This window comes from Streptomyces sp. NPDC079020 (genome assembly GCF_044542225.1).
Taxonomy (GTDB): Bacteria; Actinomycetota; Actinomycetes; order Streptomycetales; family Streptomycetaceae; genus Streptomyces.
Window position 1 is genome coordinate 419,057 of sequence record NZ_JBITUB010000001.1, and the last position, 19,208, is coordinate 438,264.

Sequence of the window (19,208 nt, forward strand, 5' to 3'; positions counted from 1 at the left end):
GTGACGGCCCTCAGGCGTCGGGGCTCCGCTACCCGTCCTCCGGCACCTGGGCGCCGAGCGGGGCGGTGGCCAGGGGCAGGACGTACTCGCTCGCCATCCGTGCCAGGTGCAGGGGCAGCGGGCGGGCCAGGGGCGGGTAGTCGTCGTGGAAGCGGAGCTGGTGCGCGAGGGTGGCCCACTCGGCGGGCCGGTCGGCCGGGCGGTCCGTCCTTCCGGCGTCGGCCAGGGCCTGCTCCGACAGGCAGCCGAGCACGGTCAGCTCCAGATGGACCGGATTCCACGCGCTCCTGCCGGGAGCCGTACGGCCCGCGGCGGTGGGGACCAGCTTCATCAGGCCCTTGGGCAGCGTCGCCGTGTGCGGTACGTCGGCCGTGCTGGCGAAGACACGGTTCCCGGGGTCGGACGTGCCCCACACCCCCTTCGCGAAGCCCGCCCGGCCCGCGCCGTCATGCGCGTACCACTCGGGGACCTCCTCCCGGCCGTTGGCGTCCCGGGCGAGGACCACCCGCAGGTCGGGGCCGTAGACCGCGAGCCGTTGGGCGCCGGACTCGCCGAAGCCCAGCATGTCCCGCGCCAGAGCTCCGTTACGGAGACGGGGCCAGCACTGACGCAGGTTTCCGCTGCTCGCCATCAGCAGGGTGGGGCGGTCGCGGAGCTGGAAGAGCAGTGCCCGGATCTGCCGTTCGGCCTCCTGCTGCCCGTCGCCGGTGACCGTCGCGCCCCGCGCGGGAACAGACGCGGTGAGCGCGGCGTCCCCGGACAGGGAGAGCAGAAGGTCCGGGTAGGGGACCCAGGCCGCGCGTTCGCCGTCCCAGCCGTGGATACCGCCGGGTCCCTCGCCGGGGCGGACCCGTACGGCGACAAGACGGCGCGCGGGACAGCGCGTGGGGCCCTTCCTCGTGTAACGCACCAGCCACAGGGCTGCGTACTGCACGTCCCGCGGGATGCCCGCCCCCACCCGGTGCGCGGGAGGTACGGTCGCCCCGAGCTGGCGGAAGGCGTCGAGCCACGCCCAGCGGGCCCGGTGCGCGAGCGTGTCACCGGCGTCCCCGGGCAGACCGATGAACTGGCTGAGCCGCCCCCGGCCCGCGAAGCCGCGGCGCAGCGCGTGCTTGGGATCGGAGTCCGTGGCCCGGAAGTGGTCCTTCCCGCCGAGCTCGATGATCGCCAGGCCCCGTACGTCCCTGGGCCGCTGGACACGGTCGGCGACGAGTGCGCCGCGGGCGTCGATGGCCTCCGCGAGGCGGACGGCACGCCGGCCTCCGCGGTCGCCCGGGACGTCCAGCGGTGCGGCCAGTGCTCCGGCGTGGCCGGTCCGGACCCGGATGTCCAGGCCGTCGGCCTGCCAGTGCCAGGTCTCCTCCGCCGGGTCGCCGGCCGTCCGCTCGCCCGTGGTCCGGTCGCTGTCCTTGCGGCCGGGCGGCAGTCCGATCAGCTCCGGGAGTGCGGCGATCAGTTCCGACCGGGTCCCGGGCGACTGCCAGAGGATGTCGATCTCCAGCGGGCTGCCGTCCAGGGCACTCACCAGCGCCTCGCGGCGCGCCGCCGCCCGGCGTGCGTCGCGTGAGGCGGCGTCGCCCGCGGGGCCGGACCGGGGCAGGAGCGAGGGAGTGTTGTGCCGGGTGACCCTGGTCAGGTCCGGGACGCGCCGGAGCATGGGCCGCAGCCCTTCCTCGGCCCAGGCGTCCAGCTCCGCGCGCTCCTTGGGCATCAGTCCGGGGCCGACGCCGTGGGGGCCGAGGCCCGGCCGGTAGACGATTCCCGCGGCGATGTCCTGGCGTCCATTGATCCACCTCTCCGGGTCGGTGAGCAGATCCCCCGGTTCCGGAAAGCTGTGCACGATGTCCAGGTCGGGCAGGATCAGGGCGGGGCTCCGGCCGCGCCACGCCAGGCGTCCGCGGCCGCGGTCGAAGGTGAACGAGTTCTCGATCAGCCGCTCCCTCGGGTCGGGAACGTCCGGCCACGGCAGGGGCGCGTCCAGCAGTACGGTGACCCCCCGCAGGTCCTGGGACCGGGCCTCCGGCCGGGTGGCCCACCGGCGGACGCCGGCCGAGACATGGACCCGGAACCGGGAGGCGAACGGCACGGTCTGGACGCTGACACCGACCAGGGCCGAGTAGTACCAGGTCCGTTGGCGGTGCTCGTACCGCTGGGGCGGCCAGGAGACCAGCTCCGCGCCGTTCTCGCGGCTCACCACGCGGAAGCGGAGCTCGGCCCCTCCGGTGCGGAACGGGTGGGCGGCCAGACGGAAGGCGATCCACTCGGGGAGCAGGCTGTACAGCCGCCGGGCGGGCTCGGCCGTACCGCCCGCCGAGAGGGTCGTCTCGGTGAGGTCGACGGGTACGGACTGCCAGGGGGGCAGGTCTTCCAGGACCGCGTCGAGGCCCCGGAACAGTTCGTCCTCCCCGTCCGCCCGGTCGACGGCCTCCTCCTCGTCCTCCGGTGCCCGCGTCTGTGCAAGACCGGCCGCCCAGGTGCTGATCAGTGGCGCGATCACCTCCCGCGGAACGGGCTCACGCCCGTACAGCCAAGGCAGCCCGGGGTCCGCACCCGCGTTGCGCGCGGTGGCGACGACCCCGGGGGCCATGGCCCGCAGCAGGGAGTTGAGCCGGCGGACCGGCAGCTGTACGGGGTCGTCCCCGCAGCGGCGCGTGCGGGCGTACAGGGAGGTGAGCTCCGCCCGCAGTTCCTCGCTGAACGGCATCACGTACGGGGACTCGGTCCACGGCCCGTACGCGGGGTCGGGTTCGTAGGCCGCCGTCCTGATCACGTGGTACACGGGGTGCTCCCTGATTCGTCGGTGACGGGGCCGGGCTCTTCCGGCCGGCCGGTGTGCGGGGCCGGGTGCAGACAGCGGTTCAGCATCTGCCACAGCGGCCCGTACAGGGCCTCGGTGATGAACCGGTCGTGCTCCGACGTCTCGTCTGTGCCGGCGAAGTAGGGCCGCAGCACGTCCAGCACACTGTGCAGAAGGCTGGATTCCGGTGTGTCAGGCCCCGGGGGGTTGGCGGACGCGTACGGCGCGAAGGCGGCGTCCACGAAGACCACACGGGCGGGCACACCACCACGCACGAGCCGTCCGATGACCTGCCACATCAGCACGAGCAGGTCCCAGGTGACCTGTTCGCGGTCGTTCCCGAGCCGGCTCCAGGCCATGCTGCGCTGGAGCACCTGGTACCAGCGCGAGCGCGCCTGCCGCCGGACCTCTTCGGCGCCTTCCTCCACATGCGCGCCGCTGCGGACCCAGGCGGCGAAATCGCCGCTGTCCCTCGCCCGGACGATCCAGTCGTTGATGGCGTGGACGGCGAGCCCGAGGTCGTCGGGGTGCGGATTCGGGCGGGCGAGGAAGTAGACCGTGCCGATGGCCGCCACGGCTTCGTCGTTGAGGATGTTGTGCCCCCGCTCGACTGCCAGGAGCGGGGCCACGAGGATGTCGGCCCGGCAGTCCTTGAGCTGTTCCACATCGCCCCGGCGCAGCACCCGGGCGTGGTGGTCGCCGTCGCCCTCGCTGTCGTCCTCGATGTCCTCGTCGTCCGAGACCAGCCGCAGGACCTTGTTCTTCCAGCGGGAGTTGAGGGTGTGCAGGGTGTCCGCCACCACCCGCGCCTCTTCGTAACTGCCCACCAGGAGCAGGATGTGGTCACGTCCCTCCGGGAGCGACAGCAGCTCCATTTCCAGGGGGCCGCCGTCCTCCTTGTCCTCCTCGACGCTCGCTCCCAGCCGGGTCGCGATGCGGCGCAGCATCTCCGGCCGGTCCTCCTGGGCGGTTCCCGAGATCCGCAGGGCGGCCCCGTCCTCGGTGATGAACTCGAACCGCATCTCGCTCTCCCCGGCGATGCGACGGGTCACGTCCGGCGGTGGCTCGATGACCACTCCCACGTCCACCGGGATGTGATAGCGGCTGGACCGGCCGGCCCAGCTGCTGCCGGACATGAGAAGGACATGGGCACCCGGCCTGCCGTCCACGGCCGCCAGATCGGGCATCGCCCGGAGCAGTTCGCGGCCGACGCCGCTGCACCGGAAGAACTTCAGCTCCCCGCTGCGGACTCCTCCCTCGTCCCGTCCTCTGACGTGGAACTGGAAGCCCAGGACATTGCCCATCGGCGCTTCGGGGACCATCGGTCCGTAGTCGGCCGGGCGGCGGTACATGGAGTTGTAGTCCAGTCTGAGCGCCCCCTCGACCCGGGGCCACATCGCGTTGATCAGCGCGAGTTTCGGTTCGAGGGCACACAGCAGAAGGGTGAACTCGAAGTGCCGGGCGAACTCCGACTTCCAGCTGTCCGGGCTCTGCGGCGGCCGGGGCTCCTTCCTCCGGCGCGGCCCGTCCTCCCACTTCTTCAGCGCCGCCCGCCAGAGGGCCAGCTCCATCCCGTACCGGGCGTTCCGTGCGGCCATGAAGGGTTCGTCCAGCTGGAAGACCTTCTCCATCACCGTCACGAGGCGCCGCCTCGTATGGTCGGGGTTGCTGGTGTGCAGCACTTCGTTCAGCAGGCCGGTGAGTTCGGCGAAGTCCTCCGTGGTCAACCGGAAGCGGTCGCCGAACGGGTTGTCCCGGAAGGCGTCCAGCCTGGTGCCCAGTGCCTCCCGGGCGGCGGTGTCCGAACCGGCCGGTCCACTCCGGCCGTCGTCCTCCGGGAGCGGATAGCGCTCGTCGAGCAGTCCGAGCTGAAGAGTCCAGGCGCTGAAGTATCCGGTCCTGACCCAGGTACGCAGTGCGTGGCTGCCCACCAGCATGGCGTACAGGCGGTCGGTCGCCGCCCCCGCCGTGTTCAGCGCCGCCGAGAAGTTCTCCACTTCCCGGTCGGAGAGCTGGGTCCTGCCGCCGACGGAGAACTCACGTGTCTTGTGCCCGCTGAGCCTGTCGATGAAGCCGTCCTTGTCACCGCCCGCGAGCAGGACGGCCGGGGCGAACGACTGGTCCCACTGCATCTGGACCCGGTCGGCCTCATCGACGATCACGAGGTCGCTGCGCCGGCAGGCCAGCTCCAGATAGCGGATGCGTTCGCCGTTCTGCGGGCGCGGCGGACGGGCGTCGATGAGACCGGCCTGCGTGGTCACCCAGATGTCGGCGTCCACGAGTTCGCGGGCCGCGTGATGGCGGGGGCAGACCGACCAGTACGGGCAGCTGACCGTCCGCTTCTGCCACTGCGGTGGCCCCTCCGGGGATTCGGAATGACGGGACCTGGGCTGGAGACGGCTGCAGGGCGCCTCCCCGAAGCCGAGCGGCCCCTCGCCCGGCGTGCCGCGGCGCAGGACGTTCAACGCGCAGGAGGTGCCGAGGTAGTCGAAGGAGGAGTCGTCATGGGCGAGCAGCCGGTGCTCGCCCCGCCCGGCCAGTCGCCGGTGCAGCCGCTGGGCATGGCGCTCCCTGCCCGACGCCCCGAGGACGGGAGCGGCCGCGCCGTCGGTGTGGACGTTGTAGAGCTTGACGAGCTTGAGCACTTCGGTGACATCGCCGACCACGACGGTGACGCGCCCGGGGACGGGCAGGGTGGCCAGGTGAACGGCGATGATGTCGCGCAGGGTGCTCTTGCCCGCCCCGACGATGCCGAGGAGGTGCTGGATCCGGCTGACCGTGAAGGTGGTGGACGGTACGAAGCCGTCGCCCTGTCTGGTCGAGAGGCTGAAGGCCCGCAGCCTGCCGGCCCAGTCCTGTCCGGGCTGCCGGGCGTCCATCCGGGCCGCGGTCCGTTCCAGTTCGGCGAGGGTGAAGGTCAGCGGCTCGCCCCCGCCCGGCGGCAGCATGTCCACGTCGTGGGCGACCAGGGGTGTGCCGGGTACGGACGGCAGGTCGACCAGCGCCATGTTGCGGCCGACCGGGAACGCGTGCCGGCCGGGCCCGGCCCGCCGGAGCCGTGTGCCCGTCAGCGGCGGTGCGAGCCTGAGCAGTTCGTCGTAGACCTGCCCGCGCCCGTGCGCGACGGATGTCCCGCACGCCTCGGCGGGCAGGTCGGGGTCGGGGACGTCGAAGAAGCGCAGCGGGCGGTCCGCCCGCTGGTACCGCTCCAGCGCCTCGCGCCAGGCCCGGCGCCGGCGCAGGGTCCACAGGGAATAGCGTCCGACGTGGAGCATCTTCTCGGCTTCCGCCGGCATCGGCGCACCCCACGCGGTGGCGAACGGGTACCCGCTGAACAGCACCCACGCGTGCGCCGCGGGACTGCCGGGCATCAGCCTCCGCTGAAGGTGCAGTCCGAGCTCGACCTGGCACAGGGCTTCCAGCGCCGGGCCGCGCACGGCCGGTCCGGCATACGCCTTGAGCTCCTCGACGATCTCGCCGAGCGGCTGGTTCAGGCTACGCATGGTCCCTCTCCGTTTCCTTCGCGACGGTGCGGCAGGCCTGTACGTCGCGGACCAGGTCCTCCGGGGCCGTGAGCACCGGCCGCCCGCCACGAGCGGTGTCCACCGCCTTCTCGAACGCCGCCCGGTAGACGGGGTCGTCCGCCTGTCTCCGGGGCACCACGACGAACGTCACCGGGGCCGGGCCGTCGGCGGATTCGCCGACCCGGGCGGCGAGCAGCGCGGGCTGCTGCCGGTCGTACACGCGCATCAGCCGGTCCGGGGCGTCCGCCCGGCGGATCCGGTAGGAGCCGAGGCCGGACGGGCTGAACTCGTGGCCGACCTTCGCGCGGGTGAGTTCGGCCAGCGCCGCCCGCTCGGTCGGGCCGGGCAGGGCGAGGAAGACCCGCAGGCTCCGCCGCAGCAGAAGGCAGTGGCCGGGGTCGCGGACGAGCCGAAGCGGGACCCGCGGCGGGCAGTCCTCCTTCTCGCACCAGGCCCCCGGCCGGCCCGCCCGCTCATCGCCCTTGCGCGCGGGAAGTCCGCAGGTCCCGCACAGGAAGAGCGTCCGCCCGCACCGCAGATGCTCCGGCACAGGCCCGTACAGACCCTTGACCCGGTCCCAGACCGCCTTGTTCCAGCGTCCGCGCCCGTGCTGCATCCGCTCCGCCTGGCTGACCAGGGGCCGGTCCATCAGGAAACTCCGGCAGCGGCGGTACTCCACGGTCGAACCGCATCGCGCCGCCAGCCCCGCCATGAGACCGAGTGCCTCCTGCTCGATCCGCCCCTGCGGGCCGGCGGAGGCCAGCTCCATGCAGGTCCTGGTGGGCATCGCCCCGACCTCGTGGACCAGCGTGGCGTGCGGGGACACCTGATCCGGCGGGACCCGGAACAACGGGTCGCCCGCGGTGGTCCGCCGGCACCAGGAGAGCAGCTCCGGAACGCTCCTGGGCGGTGTGCGCCCCTGGCCGAGACAGTGCAGCACCATGCGGTCGAGCGCGAGCTGGGCATCACGCGGATAGGGCAGCGAGAAGGACCGCAGCCGCTCCTGGCCTGCGGTCGCGGCCACGACGCGTGCCAGCTCGGCGAAGAGTTCCGCCCCCTGGTTGCTTCCGGCCGGCGGGCCCGTCCGCGGCGCCGGTACCCGGGGCCTCATGCCGCCACGCCTTCGGCGGCGCCCGAGGGGCACCAGCGCGCCACCTCGCACCGGGCACACTGGGGGCCGGGCCTGGCGGTATGCGTGTCGTCCCGGTGCCAGTCGGCCGCCAGACCGCTCAGCACATCCTCGGCGGCGGCCCGGACGGCGCGGTCGAAGGGGTCGATGATCTCCAGATCCGCTCCGCCGGGTCGCAGTACCTCGATCTCGATCCGTGAGCGCGACGGCGAGCCGCCCATGGTGCCGTCGGCGACGAGCGGAACGGCCAGCGCCAGCTGCGGATACCTGTCGAGAAGCCGGCCGGGCCTCCGGCGCTCACCGGCCGATGTCTTGGTCTCGCGCCACACCCAGGAGTCACCGTCCCGGTAGAGCAGATCGGGTGCGGCGATCACGACGGCGTTGCCCGTCGCGTCGTACCGCACCACCCGCGGCTCGGCGCGCAGGCCGCTTCGGTCCCGCACGCACAGCAGCGGGCAGACCGCCGCGTGCCGGCGGAGCAGGAGCAACCCCAGTTCGCGTTCCTCGTCCGGCAGCGTGAAGCCTTCGGGAACCCACTGGGCGGGCACATTCACGGTGCACGGCCGGAGGGAGCCGCGGCCGTGGCGCTCCGCGAGGTAGGCGTGCACGGCGCGGCCGCGTTCGGCGGCGGGGCCCCGCTCCACCGCGTCCAGGGCGGGCAGGTTCAGCCGGCGCAGATGATCGCGGGCCGGGCACTCCCGGTAGTTGCGTCCGTTGGTGACCGACCAGGTGCGGCGCGGCCGGCCGGGGGTGCCGACGCCCAGGAGACCCGGCGCCCTGCGCAGGGCGGGGCAGACGGCGAGGTACGCGCAGCCTCCGCACGCGGAGCCGGGCCGGTACTCGTGGTTGTCCAGCAGCCGGGCCAGGGCGGCGGCACCGTGGGTCCGGTAGCGCTCGACGGCCTCCGCCCGGGTGCCGTCGAACAGCGTGCGCACCGCGCCGTCGAGGAGCGCGAACTCCACGACGCGTACGTGTTCGGGCGGCGGTCCCGGAGTGCCCTCGGCCAGCACCAGCGCGGCCGCGGCGGCATGCGCCTCGTCCGGCGCCGCATCGCTCAACCGGTTGACCGGAAGGCGCAGTTCGCGCCGGGTCCCGTCCGCCGACCGCAGGCAGCGGCCCCAGGCGGTGATGCGGTACTGGCGTGCGCCCCGGCCGTCCGGGACGGACAACTGGTGCCGGTAGGCCCAGGGTTCCGGGGCCTCGGCGAGGGGAGCGGCCGGATCCGGCGGGAACGCGGCCCGGTACATGGACACGGCGTGCGCGGTCCACTGCCGCAGGCCTTCGTGGACGGTGGCCGTCCGGCCCGCGGCGCCGGGGTCCTCCGCGCTGTCCGGGGCCGCGCCCCGTAACGCTCCGTCATCCGCCGCACCCCGGTCGAGCGCGGCCATCAGGGGGCCGAAGGCGAACTGCTCCAGCAGTTCCCGGCCCCGCGGTGAGGAGCGCTGGGGGCGATAGCCTCGTGCTTTCAGCGCGTCGGCGGCCGGACAGCGGTACGTGCTGCTCCTGAACATGCCCAGGGACACGTTGATGACATCGGACTTCCGGTACAACCCGTCGGGGGGTGTCCAGGATTCCGCCATGGTGACTCCCTTTCTCAGTCGATTCCGGCCGTACGCAGAGTGCGGCAGAATTCGGAGGTAGCTCGATGACGACAGTGAAGAACATGGTTCTGGGGCGCTATGAGTTGTGGGACATGGTGGGCAGCGGGGGCCAGGGGGAACTCTTCGCGGGCTGGGACGTCGAAACGGACCGGAAAGTCGCCATCAAGCTGCAGAAACCGCGCGAGTTCGAATCGGTGCGGCATTACGGCGAGATCGCCCAGGAACTCGCCGGCGAGGGCGGCCGCACCGAACACCTCGCGGGAATCGAGGGAATTCCCGGGTTTCTCGCGAGCGGCCACTATCAGAACCGGTACTGCATCGTCCTGGAATTCGTGGACGGGGCGGCCCTGTACGACACGATGATCTCCGCCAGGCCGTTGAAGGTGTCCACGGCGGCCGCGGTCATCGGCCAGCTGTGCGAGATCCTTCATCAGGTGCACGCGCGTCGGCTCGTCCACCGCGATGTGAAGCCGGAGAACATCATCCTGGAGCCGGACGGGCGGGTGCGGCTGATCGACATGGGGCTGGCCATCGAGATCGGCGAACCCACCGAACGGGGCTGCGGAACGGTCGGTTACGCGCCCCCGGAGCAGTACGACGAGAATCCCGACGGCGTGACCCCACGGGCGGATGTCTTCGCCCTCGGCTGCCTGCTGCTGGAGATGACGGTCATGCGGCTGCCCTATGCCGGTACGGAGGAACGGCCCGCGCCCGATTGCCCGGTCCTGCCGCCCGACCGTCTGCGGCTGGTGCCGGAACAGATCCGGTCCCTCGCGCTGCGGATGGTGGACCGCGAGCCCGCGAACCGCCCGGCGGACGTGCTGGAGGTCTTCCGCCTCCTGCGCCCGCTCCTCCACTCCCCCGGCTCGAAACCCCCGGGCAAGCCGCTGGACCCCGACCCGACCGAGTTCTACCGGACCGGACGTTCGGCGCTGTGGTCGCCCCGCGACCCGGTCCGGTGACGGTCGCCCGGTCCGCCCCGGTCGCCCCGGTCACCCCAGATTCCTCAGCTGGTCCTGTACTTCGCGCAGCCCCTCGCCGCCCATCGACTCCAGCAGCTCGACGACGCGCTCCAGCGCCTCCACGGCCTCGGTCACCCGTCCCGCCGCCGTCAGCACCTCGGCGTAACGGCGCAGCGTGCGGGCCTCGTTGGGCCAGTAGCCCAGGTCGCGGTATATGCCGATGGACCGCTGGTACACGAGCAGTGCCCGGTCCCGCTCGGACCGGGACAGATGGATCTTTCCGAGCGTGGCCAGCGCGTTGGCCGTTCCGTTCAGGTCGGCTGTCGTCTCGAAGATCCGCAGCGCGTCACCGCAGTCGCGCAGCGCGGCCTCGTACTCGCCGTGGTCGTGACGCAGGGTGCCGAGCCCGTTCAGCGCCGCCGCCTCGCCCACGGGGTCGCGCAGGTCCCGGAACACCTCCAGCGCCTTCCGGTAGTCCTCCCGCGCGGCCACCGGGTCGCCCCGGCGGCGCAGGGCGATGGCCCGCATGTGCAGGGACCGGGCGAGGCTCAGGCGTCCGGTGTCACCGGCTTCCAGCCCGCTGAGCCGGATGGCCTGGCCCAGGTGCGACACCACCTGCCGGTCCGAGCCCATCCTCATCTCGCTGCCGGCCAGCATCCGGTGGACCATGGCCTGGTCACCGGGCGAGGCGTCCTCCCGGGACGCCTCCACCGCGGGCAGGAGGTTGCGGTACGCGGCCGCGTGGTGGTTGCGCCGCCACTGATAGGTGACCAGAGCCATGGGAAGCAGCCAGATGTAGCGGTTCAGCCCCTTCCGGACGGCCAGCTCGATGCCCCGCACGACCGCCTCGTACTCGTCCTCCAGACAGGACATCGCCTCCTCCTCATCACGGGGGTCGACGATCGCCCTCATGGCGTCGGACAGTTCGATGGGCAGCGTCCTGCCCGAATCGAGCACCTGGTCGCAGACCCCCGCGTACTGGAGCTGGTACTCCAGCACCCGGCGCACCGTCGCTTCCTCCAGTCGCCCGCGCGGCCCCCCGGCCGACGGTTCCCACTCGTGCCGGGCATAGGCCCGCACCAGATCGTGCAGGCGGTAGCGGTCGGACGACAGCTGTACGAGGTTGGCCCCGACCAGCTCCTCGATGGCCCGGTCCACATCGCCGCCCGCGCCCACGCTCCCGAGGTCGACGGCGGCGGACCAGCTGATGCCCGGCCCCGGATGGACGGCGAGCTGCCACAGGAGGCACTGCGCCTCCGGGGACAGAGCCCGCACCGAGCAGTCCAGGGCCAGCCGCACGGAGAGGTCGTGGCCGGACCGGTGGAGCGCGTCCAGCTTCCGCCGCTCTTCCCGGAGTTCCATGACGAGCGCGCGGATCCCGTCCGAGGTACGCCCTTCGATGCGCTTGGACACCACCGTGAGCGCCAGGGGCAGACGCCCGCAGAGTTCCACCAGTTCACTGATCAGATGCCCGGCCCTGAGCCGGCTCCGCTGGGGGATCACCTCATTGAGAATGCTTTCCGCGGCCTCACTGTCCAGCGGTTCGATCGGTCTCATGTACACCTCCTTCCGGGCCCGCAGACCCGCCAGGCTGTCCCGGCTGGTGACGATCACGGCGCAGGCTCCCCCGCCCGGCAGGAGGGGGAGGACCTGTTCCGCGTCGGCCGCGTCGTCCAGGACGATGAGCACGGACCGGGTGGCCAGCGCCGTGCGGTAGGCCGCGCTCTTCGGTCCGAGTCCGGCCGCCCCCGTACGCACCCTCAGGGCCTCCAGGAACTGGTCCAGAACCTGTTCCGGGTCGGCCGGGGCCATCCTGCTGTCGGCGACGCCGTGCAGTTCGGCGAAGAGCGCGCCGTCCGGGTAGTCCCGTTCGACGAGTTCGCCCAGACGGAGCGCGAGGGCGGTCTTCCCCACCCCCGGCATACCGGTCAGCGTGATCAGCGCGCCGCTGACCTGCTCCCGTCGCCCGTCGAGGAATTCACGCAGCGGGGTGAGATGGCCGTCCCGGCCGAGCACCGGCCGGCCGGACGCGGGCAGCTGGGCGGGAGCGGGGCGCGGGGCACCGGCCCGACGCGCCCGCCTGCCGGACGGGCTCGCGCGCAGCTCCCTGATCGTCTCGATCAGCTCCGGGTCCTTCGGTTCTCCGTGCCGTTCCCGGCGCTGCTTGAGCAGCTTCGTCAGGGCTGCCCGTGAGAGCGTCGGGCTCTGCCCGATCAGGTGGTACCGGAAGATCCGCTCGCTCCGCGGAAAGCGCTGGAACAGGGTGGCGGCCTCTTTTCGGAGCCAGTCGTGCAGCCCGGCGCCGTGCGCGGCGTCCAGGCGCATGATCGCCGCCGTCAGCCATTCCATCCGCAGTTCGGACCGCCGCGCCTCGAACGTGCCCGGGAGCCCCACCAGCGCCTCCCCGTGCGGCCACCCGGCCATGACCGGGCCCAGCGCGTCGAAGCACTGCTGCCCGCGCAGGGTGGCCGCGTGCAGCACCCCGTCACGGAAGCGGAAGAGATCCAGGCTGTCACGGGGCAAATCAATCGAACATTCGCGCAGCCTCATACGTGGCACACCTGGAACCGCATCGCGGAGGAGCCTCAGCCACTGGCTGACGGCGTTGTCAGTGACGGCCCTGTCCGACCGGAGGGCGTGTTTGACCTCTTCGACCGTGGCCCGGCATCCGTCCGCGGTGGCCAGGAGAGCGAACAGGGCGGACATCCTGTCCGCGCCCCGCACAACGCGCTCACCAGCGACAAGGACTTCGACCTCGCCGAGCACACGTGCGCGTACCTCCTTCCCCCCGTGCGTCCCGGCCGCACCGTCCGTCGTCCCGAGCAGCATGTTCTGCCCCCTCAGCACCCCGACTCCTCACGCACCCGTCCCCTGCGCCCCTTCCGCATCGCCCTCAGATTCACCTCAGAACACGCCGCCCTTCCGTCGGGGGAACCCGGGCACGATGCCGTCATCACCCGGCGCGCCGCTCGGCCGAGCGGCCCGGACCGGAGCGACGCCTGCGCCCACCGCCCCACGCGGACGCCGCCGCGGACCGGGTGATCACGACACGACCGCACCAGCCGAGGAGAGACCGATGACCAACCGCCGCCGCCCCCGCCGCGGAACCCGCGCCCTGCGTTCCTCGTCGATCCCGTCGACCAGGCGGCTGACCGACAAGGCCAAGCCGCAGAGCCCGGAGGCTCCGCCGGCCGCCGCCCCCACCACCCCGGAGACCGAGCAGGCGTAACCGCTCCCCCTTCCGCCCGCCGACGCATCAGGGTGCCCGCCGAGGGGCGGGCACCCGCACCTTCCGCGCCAATCTGCCCACCGGGTCGGCAGGATCCCTGGGGTCCTCCCATCCGCCCGCGCACCGCAGCGCGCCGCTTCAGCACTCCACGCCAACAAATCTGTGACGCGTGGGGCTGGTGCCCGATTTATCCAGTCGCCGTCCGCGGCTGAGCTGTCCCAGAGAGCACACCCTCAACGATCCGGATTCCCGGCGCCCATGGCGCCGAGGGAGGACATGTCATGACATTGCTCCACCCGGGCGGAGTGTTCGCCGCCGTCACTTCCCACTTCGCCGATCCTCGGAACGCCGAAGACGTTCGTCTGACCATCGGCCCGGAGCGGGCGCCACTGCCGCTCTCGCCCTCGGAGGCGCACGACGCGCTGCACGGGCCCGACGCCGACCCGGTGCTGAGTGCGGCGATCTGGCGGGAAGTGATCCGCGCCGCGCAGGGCGGTGCGGATCCACGTGGTAAGTGGCAACTCCTGCTGATCTGGCTGCTCCTGCCCCGTCTCGGCGGCACGGTGTACCGGGTCTCCGTACGGCTGCGGGCGAACCGGGCCGACCTGGAGTCGGAGATGGTGCTCGCGCTGCTGGAAGCCCTGGAGGAGCAGGACCCCGAATTCCCGGGCGCGGCGGACGCCTTGGCCTCGTCGGCCCGGGGCAGCGCGTGGCGGTACGCGCGCTCGGCTCGCCGCGCCGTCCCGGTCGGCCATATCGAGAGCATCGCCCGGGAGGACGGCCACCCGGGATCGGCCGACGAGGACGGGGCGGAGGACTGTGCCCCGTTCGACTGGGAGCTGGAGGTCTCGCCCCCGGACGGGCCCGACGGATTCAGCGCCCCCTGGCGTATCACCGTCACGGCGGCACAGGTGGAACAGGCACGTCTCGGGGCTCTGGCCCACCGCTTCGGTCTCCCCGACGCCGTCCTGCGGACGCGGGGAACCAGGCGCAGGCGCTGCATCGGCCGTGTTTCGCTGCGGCCCGACGGGCGGCGGCGATGAGCATGCCCCCACGCACCCCGCTGTCCTTCACCGAGGTGTTCGAACTCCCGGTGGCGGTGGACATGCGCACGGCGGCCAGGGCCCTGGGCATCTGCACCGGGACCGCCTACCAGCTGGTCCGCCGGGGCGCGTTCCCCTGCCCGGTCCTGCGGATCGGCGGTGTCTACCGGGTTCCCACCACACCCCTGATGCGCGTGCTCGGCATCGAGGAGCGGCCGTTGTACGCGGTCGACCTGGAGGGCGACGAGGAATCCGACGACGGCACCGGTACCTCCGCACCGTACGGCCGCTGACACGGGATCGAGGGCCCTCACCCCGGCTGTCCGGGGTGAGGGCCCTCGGCCGTCGGGCGACGAGCCGCGGCTCACCGGCCCCGCGTGCTCAGTGCCGCAGGGCCGTGGCCACCTCTGCCCCGACGTCTCCGTCGAGCGTGCGGTTGCTGCGGGCCGTGGCGTCCTTGGGCGTGCCGGGCGGGGCGTCGTCGACCGTGACGACGGTGGTGTCGAGCAGATTGCCGCCCTTGTCGCGGAAGTTGATCTGGACCGCGTAGGACTTGGCCGAGTCGGTGCTGTTGGTCACGGTGAACTTCGCCGTGGCATGGCCGTCGTCGTCCTTGGCGACGGTGCCCAGGTCGACATCGCCCTTGGCGTTCACGCCGTCCTTGAACTCGTTCAGCTTGTCCTGTGCGGCGGCCGTGGCGGAGGCGACCGCGTCGGAGCCCTTCGACGCCAGCGAGGAGGCGGCCGAAGCGGCCTGGGACACCGCGTCGGACGGGGTGCCCCCGTCGTCCGAGCAGCCCGCGACGGCCGCGGCCAGGGCCGCCGCCAGGGCCACGGCCCGTACACCCCTCACGCCTCGTACACCCCGCAGGGTCATGTGTGCCTCCCGGCTCTCGTGATGGTCCCAGTCAAGGCGCGGGGCGGCGGGGCCGCATGCGGGGTACGCCGACCGGGGGTACGGCTGTGCCCCCGGTCACCCGGGGGCACAGGTCGCTCCGGATCAGCGGCCGTAGCGGATCAGGGTGCGGACCATACGGCAGGTGGTGTCGGACGGCGGATGGATGCCGAGGTGCTCGGCGGTGGTGCGTATCTTGTGGTTGCTGGCACTCGACGGCTGGTACACGCCCGTGTCGAGCAGGGCGATCGCCAGACGCATCGCCTTGAGCCGGCGGTTGTGGGAGACGTACCACTCGCGGGGGCGGCCCGCGGGGAGTCGCTTCTTCTGGAGAGGCTTCGGCAGCGGCGGGTGGAAGGGCATGGCGAGCTGGGTGTCGAGCGGCTTGGTCGTGACTGCGGCAACGGCCATCGGCAACCTCCTGGCACGGTGGTGGAACCCTCACGAACTACCTCCATTTTACTGCCCACCACTGACAATCGCCCCTGGCCAGAGGGGATTTCGGCAGCCCCTCCCGTAACCTTGGCCCCATGGAGATCTGGATCAATCCCGCCTGTTCCAAGTGCCGCAGCGCGGTGAGCCTGCTCGACGCCGAAGGCGCCGACTACACCGTCCGGCGCTATCTGGAGGACGTGCCCTCGCCCGAGGAGATCCGGGCCGTGCTGGAGCGGCTCGGGCTGGAGCCGTGGGACATCACGCGGACGCAGGAGGCGGCGGCCGTGGAACTGGGCGTCAAGCAGTGGCCGCGCGAGGACGGCTCGCGGGAACGGTGGATCGCGGCCCTCGCCGAGCACCCGAAGCTGATCCAGCGGCCGATCATCACCGCCGACGACGGCAGCGCGGTCGTGGCACGCACGGACGAGGCGGTCCGGGAGGCGCTGGGCCGCTGAGCCCGGCGCGGCGGTACGGAGCCCGCCCGGGGTGTGCCGACCCCGGGGTGTACCGGCCCCGGGGGGCACCGGCCCCCGGGTGTGCCGGCCCCCGGCGGTGTACCGGCCCCGGGTGTGCCGACCCCGGGTGTACCGGCCCCGGGGATGCACCGGCCCCCTGCCCGGGTCAGCGCTCGTCCGTGCCCGCGCGCTTGCCCGTGGCCAGGGCGATCCGGTTCCAGGTGTTGATGGTGAGGATCAGGGCGAGCAGCTGGGCCAGCTCCTGCTCCCCGAAGTGCGCCGCGGCCCGCTCGTACACCTCGTCGGGCACCCCCGCGTCCGCGACCCGGGTCACCGCGTCGGTGAGGGCGAGGGCCGCCCGCTCCTTCTCCGTGAAGAAGTGGTCCGCCTCCCGCCACACGGCCACCATGTGCAGCCGCTCCTCGCTCTCCCCCGCCCCGCGGGCATCGGTGGTGTGCATGTGGAGGCAGTACGCACACCGGTTGAGGTGCGAGGAGCGGATCTGGACCAGCTCCACCAGCGTGGGGTCCAGACCCTCACGGGCCGCCGCGTCCAGCCCGATCACGGCCCGGAAGACCTTGGGTGCGGCCTTCGCGAAATTGAGCCGGACGGTGGTGGCGGGGGCGGCGGTGCGGTCGTTCGTCTTGATCTCCGTCGTCGTCATGGGTACGAATCTATGAGGACGGGCGACCGGATACGGGGTGCATTTCAATGGTGGGTTCATGGGTCAATTCCGCTGAGGTCCTCGGCAGCGATCTGCCGCTGGAGCTGTCCGGCACGGGCAACCGGCGGGCCGTCCTGATGCGGGCGCTGCGCGAGGCGATCCGCGCCGGGCGCCTCCCCCCGGGCACCCGGCTGCCGCCCTACCGTTCGCTCGCCGCCGATCTGGGGCTGGCCCGCAACACGGTCGCCGACGCGTACGCGGAGCTGGTCGCCGAGGGGTGGCTGGCCGCCCGGCAGGGCTCGGGCACCCGGGTCGCCGAGCGGGCCGTGCCGCGCACTCCGCCGCAGCGCCCGCGCACCCCCCGCCGCGCCCCCCGGCCGCTCCTGGATCTGGTCCAGGGCAAGCCGGACCCGTCGGTCTTCCCCCGCACCGCGTGGCTGGCCTCGGCACGCCGCGCGCTCACCCGGGCGCCGCACGACGCCTTCGGGCCCGGCGATCCGCACGGCCGGCCCGAACTGCGGGAGGCGCTGACCGGCTATCTGGCCAGGGTGCGCGGGGTCCGGGCCTCCCCCGGGCAGATCGTCCTGTGCTCCGGAGCCGCCCACGGGCTGCGCCTGCTGGCGGACGTGCTCGGCGGGCCGTGGGCGGTGGAGGAGTACGGTCTGCCGTTCCACCGGGGGCTCCTCGCCGCGCACGGCGTCGGCACCCGGCCGCTGACCGTCGACGAACACGGCGCCCGGGTGGCCGAGCTGGGACGGACGGACAGGGCCGTACTGCTCACTCCGGCCCATCAGTTCCCGACCGGCGGACCGCTGCGTGCCGACCGGCGTGCCGCCGTGGTCGACTGGGCGCGGACGACGGGCTCCCTGGTCGTGGAGGACGACTACGACGGCGAGTTCCGCTACGACCGGCAGCCGGTGGGTGCCGTTCAAGGACTGGACCCCGAGCATGTGGTGCTGCTGGGTTCGGTGAGCAAGAGCCTCTCCACCACGCTGCGGATCGGCTGGCTCGTGCTGCCCGAACGCCTGGTGGAGCCGGTACTCGCGGCCAAGGGCGAGCGCGAGCAGTGGTCCAGCGCCACGGAACAGCTCACGCTCGCGGACTTCATCGAGTCGGGGGCGTACGACCGGCAGGTGCGCCGGATGCGCCAGCGCCACCGGCGCCGCCGCGACCAGCTCGTGGCGGCGCTGGAGCTGCGGGCGCCACAGGTCCGGGTCACCGGGATCTCGGCCGGTCTGCACGCGGTGCTGGAACTGCCGCCCGGCACCGAGCACTCGGTGGTCCGGGCCGCCGCCTGGCAGGGACTGGCCGTGGAGGGCCTCGGCGACTATCTGCACCCGGCCGTCCCGGGGCCCCGGGACGGGGGTCGGGCCGGGCGGGACGGGCTCGTCGTGGGGTACGCGACACCGGCCGAGCACGCCTACCCGGAGGCCCTGGAGGCGCTGTGCCGCGCCCTGCCCCCCGAGCCCGGTCCCCCATCGGCGCCCGCGTCCCCGCCCGCGCCGCATCCCGCGCCCGCGTGAGCCTCCCGCCGTACGCCCGTGCCTATGCCTGTGCCTGTACCTGTGCCCCCAGTCCCGCCTCGGCCTGCGCGAGCACCTCGGTGAGCCGCAGTCCGAACCGGACGTCGCAGGGGTGCGGCACTCCGGTGCGTATCGCGTCCGCCAGCGCGTCCACCGCGGCCCGGAAGGAGCCCACCGGGTCCTCCCACCTCGGCAGGACGGCCGTCCCGTGCTCGCCCCTCAGCTCGATGTCGGTACCGGCCGCGCCCCGCGGCGCGCTCAGTCCGAGGGTCACGGTGCTGGACGCGCCGGAGGTGTGGCGGAGCACCAGGTGCGTGGTGTCGGCGGGGCCGCGGGCCGAGGTCACCGCGGTCACCTCGCCCAGGACCGGGACCAGGACCGAGAGGACGTGCGGGCCGACGTCCCAGAGCCCGCCCTTCTCCCTGCGCCACGGGGACGCGGCGTACTCGCTGGTGGAGTCCGGGGCGTGGAGCGCGCCCAGCCACTGGGCGCGGGCGGTGAACCAGCCGTCGGCCGCCGCCTGTTCGGCGATCCAGGCGGAGGTGGCGGCGGCGAAGCGCAGGGTGCAGAAGACCACGGAGGCCACCCGTGCCTCCTCCGCCGCCACGGCGACGGCGCGCGCCGCCTCCACGGTGGTCGCGACGGGTTTGTCCATCAGCAGATGGCAGCCGGCCGCCGCCGCCCGTGCGGCCAGCGGGGCCTGCACGTCCGGCGGCAGGGCGAAGGCGACGGCGTCGCTCACGGCGAACAGCGCGTCGACGCCCGTGTCGTCCGTGTAGGCCCGGGTCCCGTGGGCGGCGGCGAGCTTCTCGGCCGCTTCGGGACGGCGCCCCCAGACGCCGCTCAGCTCGACACCGGGATGGGTGGCGAGGGCGGGGGCCTGGGTGTCACGGGCCCAGGGACCCGTGCCGAGCAGGCCGATGCGCAGGGGGGCGGTGGGTGTCGTCATACG

Annotated in this window: 15 protein-coding genes; 6 read left to right on the top strand and 9 right to left on the bottom strand. The window is 73.0% G+C overall.

Annotation, left to right across the window (positions count from 1 at the left end; all coding sequences use genetic code 11):
• Nucleotides 1–28: 28 nt before the first annotated feature.
• Genes ACIGJO_RS01935 through ACIGJO_RS01950 form a run of 4 tightly spaced genes read right to left on the bottom strand, consistent with a single transcriptional unit; the run spans nt 29 to nt 9,030 of the window.
• The gene (locus tag ACIGJO_RS01935; RefSeq protein ID WP_399950596.1) at nt 29–2,779 is read right to left on the bottom strand and encodes a pPIWI_RE module domain-containing protein; all 2,751 of its coding nucleotides are present in this window, start codon (nt 2,777–2,779) and stop codon (nt 29–31) included.
• On the bottom strand, nt 2,767–6,300 hold the full coding sequence (locus ACIGJO_RS01940) for a hypothetical protein (protein ID WP_399950599.1): 3,534 nt from the start codon (nt 6,298–6,300) through the stop codon (nt 2,767–2,769). The genes ACIGJO_RS01935 and ACIGJO_RS01940 overlap by 13 nt, the downstream gene beginning before the upstream one ends.
• The gene (locus ACIGJO_RS01945; RefSeq protein ID WP_399950602.1) at nt 6,293–7,432 is read right to left on the bottom strand and encodes a hypothetical protein; all 1,140 of its coding nucleotides are present in this window, start codon (nt 7,430–7,432) and stop codon (nt 6,293–6,295) included. Before ACIGJO_RS01945 ends, ACIGJO_RS01940 begins: the two co-directional genes overlap by 8 nt.
• Nucleotides 7,429–9,030, bottom strand: a complete 1,602-nt coding sequence (locus ACIGJO_RS01950; RefSeq protein ID WP_399950605.1) for a PD-(D/E)XK nuclease family protein — start codon at nt 9,028–9,030, stop codon at nt 7,429–7,431. The genes ACIGJO_RS01945 and ACIGJO_RS01950 overlap by 4 nt, the downstream gene beginning before the upstream one ends.
• A gap of 65 nt (nt 9,031–9,095) precedes the next feature.
• On the opposite strand from ACIGJO_RS01950, the gene ACIGJO_RS01955 reads away from it, so the two are divergent.
• The gene (locus ACIGJO_RS01955) at nt 9,096–10,013 is read left to right on the top strand and encodes a serine/threonine protein kinase (protein ID WP_399950606.1); all 918 of its coding nucleotides are present in this window, start codon (nt 9,096–9,098) and stop codon (nt 10,011–10,013) included.
• A gap of 30 nt (nt 10,014–10,043) precedes the next feature.
• On the opposite strand, the gene ACIGJO_RS01960 is transcribed toward ACIGJO_RS01955, so the two are convergent.
• Entirely contained in the window at nt 10,044–12,536 is a 2,493-nt protein-coding gene (locus ACIGJO_RS01960) for an ATP-binding protein (RefSeq protein ID WP_399950609.1), read from the bottom strand.
• Between the two features lie 553 nt (nt 12,537–13,089).
• Between ACIGJO_RS01960 and ACIGJO_RS01965 the strand changes: the two genes are divergently transcribed.
• The 3 genes from ACIGJO_RS01965 to ACIGJO_RS01975 all read left to right on the top strand — a co-directional run bounded on the left by ACIGJO_RS01965 (nt 13,090) and on the right by ACIGJO_RS01975 (nt 14,578).
• On the top strand, nt 13,090–13,242 hold the full coding sequence (locus ACIGJO_RS01965) for a hypothetical protein (RefSeq protein WP_399950612.1): 153 nt from the start codon (nt 13,090–13,092) through the stop codon (nt 13,240–13,242).
• A gap of 281 nt (nt 13,243–13,523) precedes the next feature.
• Complete coding sequence (locus tag ACIGJO_RS01970; RefSeq protein ID WP_399950615.1) at nt 13,524–14,285, top strand: hypothetical protein; 762 nt, start codon at nt 13,524–13,526, stop codon at nt 14,283–14,285.
• Nucleotides 14,282–14,578, top strand: a complete 297-nt coding sequence (locus ACIGJO_RS01975) for a helix-turn-helix domain-containing protein (protein ID WP_399950618.1) — start codon at nt 14,282–14,284, stop codon at nt 14,576–14,578. The genes ACIGJO_RS01970 and ACIGJO_RS01975 overlap by 4 nt, the downstream gene beginning before the upstream one ends.
• 88 nt (nt 14,579–14,666) lie before the next feature.
• Here ACIGJO_RS01975 and ACIGJO_RS01980 read toward each other — a convergent pair whose 3' ends face one another.
• Both ACIGJO_RS01980 and ACIGJO_RS01985 read right to left on the bottom strand, forming a co-directional pair.
• Entirely contained in the window at nt 14,667–15,161 is a 495-nt protein-coding gene (locus ACIGJO_RS01980; protein WP_399950621.1) for a hypothetical protein, read from the bottom strand.
• Nucleotides 15,162–15,284: 123 nt separating this feature from the next.
• On the bottom strand, nt 15,285–15,590 hold the full coding sequence (locus ACIGJO_RS01985) for a hypothetical protein (protein WP_266930078.1): 306 nt from the start codon (nt 15,588–15,590) through the stop codon (nt 15,285–15,287).
• A gap of 119 nt (nt 15,591–15,709) precedes the next feature.
• Between ACIGJO_RS01985 and ACIGJO_RS01990 the strand changes: the two genes are divergently transcribed.
• Nucleotides 15,710–16,069, top strand: a complete 360-nt coding sequence (locus ACIGJO_RS01990; RefSeq protein WP_399950624.1) for an arsenate reductase family protein — start codon at nt 15,710–15,712, stop codon at nt 16,067–16,069.
• A gap of 166 nt (nt 16,070–16,235) precedes the next feature.
• Here ACIGJO_RS01990 and ACIGJO_RS01995 read toward each other — a convergent pair whose 3' ends face one another.
• Nucleotides 16,236–16,733 carry a carboxymuconolactone decarboxylase family protein gene (locus tag ACIGJO_RS01995; RefSeq protein ID WP_399950627.1) on the bottom strand — a complete coding sequence of 166 codons (498 nt, stop codon included), beginning with the start codon at nt 16,731–16,733 and terminating at the stop codon, nt 16,236–16,238.
• A gap of 47 nt (nt 16,734–16,780) precedes the next feature.
• Here ACIGJO_RS01995 and ACIGJO_RS02000 point away from each other — a divergent pair, with 47 nt between their 5' ends.
• On the top strand, nt 16,781–18,256 hold the full coding sequence (locus ACIGJO_RS02000; protein WP_399950630.1) for a PLP-dependent aminotransferase family protein: 1,476 nt from the start codon (nt 16,781–16,783) through the stop codon (nt 18,254–18,256).
• 22 nt (nt 18,257–18,278) lie between these two features.
• Here the strand turns inward: ACIGJO_RS02000 and ACIGJO_RS02005 are convergent, their stop codons facing one another.
• Nucleotides 18,279–19,205, bottom strand: a complete 927-nt coding sequence (locus tag ACIGJO_RS02005; protein ID WP_399950633.1) for a Gfo/Idh/MocA family protein — start codon at nt 19,203–19,205, stop codon at nt 18,279–18,281.
• Nucleotides 19,206–19,208 lie beyond the last annotated feature (3 nt).

Coding starts and splice junctions, on each gene's coding strand:
- ACIGJO_RS01940 (WP_399950599.1), bottom strand. CDS start 6,300: ATGCGTAGCCTGAACCAGCCGCTCGGCGAGATCGTCGAGGAGCTCAAG.
- ACIGJO_RS01945 (WP_399950602.1), bottom strand. CDS start 7,432: ATGAGGCCCCGGGTACCGGCGCCGCGGACGGGCCCGCCGGCCGGAAGC.
- ACIGJO_RS01950 (WP_399950605.1), bottom strand. CDS start 9,030: ATGGCGGAATCCTGGACACCCCCCGACGGGTTGTACCGGAAGTCCGAT.
- ACIGJO_RS01955 (WP_399950606.1), top strand. CDS start 9,096: ATGACGACAGTGAAGAACATGGTTCTGGGGCGCTATGAGTTGTGGGAC.
- ACIGJO_RS01965 (WP_399950612.1), top strand. CDS start 13,090: ATGACCAACCGCCGCCGCCCCCGCCGCGGAACCCGCGCCCTGCGTTCC.
- ACIGJO_RS01970 (WP_399950615.1), top strand. CDS start 13,524: ATGACATTGCTCCACCCGGGCGGAGTGTTCGCCGCCGTCACTTCCCAC.
- ACIGJO_RS01975 (WP_399950618.1), top strand. CDS start 14,282: ATGAGCATGCCCCCACGCACCCCGCTGTCCTTCACCGAGGTGTTCGAA.
- ACIGJO_RS01980 (WP_399950621.1), bottom strand. CDS start 15,161: ATGACCCTGCGGGGTGTACGAGGCGTGAGGGGTGTACGGGCCGTGGCC.
- ACIGJO_RS01985 (WP_266930078.1), bottom strand. CDS start 15,590: ATGGCCGTTGCCGCAGTCACGACCAAGCCGCTCGACACCCAGCTCGCC.
- ACIGJO_RS01990 (WP_399950624.1), top strand. CDS start 15,710: ATGGAGATCTGGATCAATCCCGCCTGTTCCAAGTGCCGCAGCGCGGTG.
- ACIGJO_RS01995 (WP_399950627.1), bottom strand. CDS start 16,733: ATGACGACGACGGAGATCAAGACGAACGACCGCACCGCCGCCCCCGCC.
- ACIGJO_RS02000 (WP_399950630.1), top strand. CDS start 16,781: ATGGTGGGTTCATGGGTCAATTCCGCTGAGGTCCTCGGCAGCGATCTG.
- ACIGJO_RS02005 (WP_399950633.1), bottom strand. CDS start 19,205: ATGACGACACCCACCGCCCCCCTGCGCATCGGCCTGCTCGGCACGGGT.